At 32.8% G+C, this 2,002-nt stretch carries 1 protein-coding gene and 1 pseudogene; both read left to right on the top strand.

The window, feature by feature from the left end:
* Nucleotides 1-333 (top strand): annotated as a pseudogene (locus KHW44_RS09065) (dihydrolipoyl dehydrogenase); the annotation flags it as partial.
* Nucleotides 334-501: 168 nt separating this feature from the next.
* Nucleotides 502-1,698, top strand: coding sequence for a S1C family serine protease (locus tag KHW44_RS09060; RefSeq protein ID WP_304068703.1), 1,197 nt, complete (start codon nucleotides 502-504; stop codon nucleotides 1,696-1,698).
* Nucleotides 1,699-2,002: the final 304 nt, after the last annotated feature.

The raw sequence follows: 2,002 nt of genomic DNA, 5'->3' as shown, positions 1-2,002 counted from the left end.
TTAACTGAAGAAAAAGCAAAAGAACAAAACATCGATTATGTAACAAGCAAATTTATGTATCAAGCTAACGGTAAGGCATTGAGTTTGAATGCTACAGAAGGTTTTGTAAAGATAGTTGCTACAAAAGATTTATCTAAGATTTTAGGTTGCCACATAATTGGTCACGATGCATCCACATTAATTCACTTCGCAGCAATCGCTATGAACAATAACGTTGGAGTTGAAGGTTTGTCAGCAATGATTTACGCTCACCCAACTATTAGTGAAGTGTTCATGGATTCTGTTGAGCAATTAGAAGGCTTATCTATCAATACGCCAAACCCTAACAAATAAATCGAATCCTCGTATTTAATTTCTATTAGAAATTAATACGGGGATTTTTTAATGTTTACAAAAATTCAAATATAAAGTTTGATTTTTCGTAAACTTTAGCGACGTTTTACTCACAGTTCAAACACATTTGCTTGATAAAGTATAAGTATAAAATATGGAGGTGTAGATATGGACAGAGACCCATACTCTGATTACAACGATTATATAAGAAAAAGAAGAGACGGCTTGAGCGAAAGAAAAGTCGAAAATATGATAAAAGAAGAAATAGCTAAGAATAAACCCAAAATTGGTTGGTTAAAAGCACTTACAATATTTTTATTAATTTATTCTTTGGTTATGAGCTATTTCGTAGCAAAAAATATGACTGGTATTACTGAGACTATTAACAAAAATGGTCAAGTCGAAAGTAGTACTATTTCTATAAAAAACAATAGTGTATCCACAGAAAATGCCGTAGCCAAGAAATCTTTGGACTCTGTAGTTGGTATAACAACTGTAGGTGTTCAAGAAAATATGTTTTTCCAAGGCAGAGTTGTAGAAGGTGTTGGAAGTGGTGTAGTTGTTAGCCAAGATGGATATATTCTAACTAACGCACACGTTGTACAAGATGGAAAGGCAGAAAAAATAGAAGTCTTACTTACAAATGGCAAGAAATCATCTGCAAAATTGTTGTGGTATGACACAACGCTAGACCTTGCAGTAATTAAAACTGATATGACTGGATTAAAACCAGTTGAAATGGGAGATAGCGACAAGGTTCAAATAGGAGATAAGGCGATTGCAATTGGAAATCCATTGGGATTGGATTTGCAATCAACATTGACTAGTGGTTATATTTCAGGAAAAGATAGAACAATCACTTTACAAAATGGTCTACAAATGGATGGTTTGATGCAAACAGATGCTGCTATAAACTCAGGAAATAGTGGTGGTGGACTTTTCGACCAAGAAGGCAAACTAATCGGTATAAATACTGCCAAAGCCTCTGCAGAAGGAATCGGATTTACTATTCCTATTAACGTAGCCAAAACTATTGTCGATAATATAGTTTCTGGTGGTTCTTTTGAAGGAGTTAAGCTTGGAATTAGTGGAGTTGATGTGAAAACTTTCCAACAAGCTACAGGTCAAAAACTTTCTATAGATAAGGGAATTTATGTAGTGGAAGTTGTAAAAGGATCTTCTGCACAAAAAGCCGGAGTAACTAGAGGGGATATAATTACAAAAGTTAACGGCAAACAAATCAACACAATGAGTTCTTTGAAGAAAGCATTGCTTGAAGTTAGACCGCAACAAAAAGGTAAAATAACTGTTTATAGAGATGGCAGTACTAAAGATTTGGATATTGAATTTAGTACTTTACAATAAAAATAAGGTATCACGTTTTTTCCTTCCTTAATTTGCGTGAGATTTGAAATATATAAATTTGAAAGCGGTAGTGAGAACTATCGCTTTTAAATTCGGGAAAAACATATAAACTCTTAAAAAATGTCTAAAAAATCTAAATTTTTCGATTTTGCTATTTACACAATGAATTAATTAGTATAAAATATGGGAGTGTTGAGGAGGAGAAAGATTTGAAGCAAATTTATTCTGTAAAAATGATTTTGAAATACAAGACAGATGTGTCTATATATGAAGAAGATATTGTTCTTATAGAAATGGAAAGCAT

This window comes from Finegoldia magna (assembly GCF_018371055.1).
In the GTDB taxonomy this organism is placed as follows: Bacteria; Bacillota; Clostridia; order Tissierellales; family Peptoniphilaceae; genus Finegoldia; species Finegoldia magna_I.
Note: the sequence above shows the minus strand (reverse complement) of the source record. Positions and strands in the feature narration are given on the sequence as shown.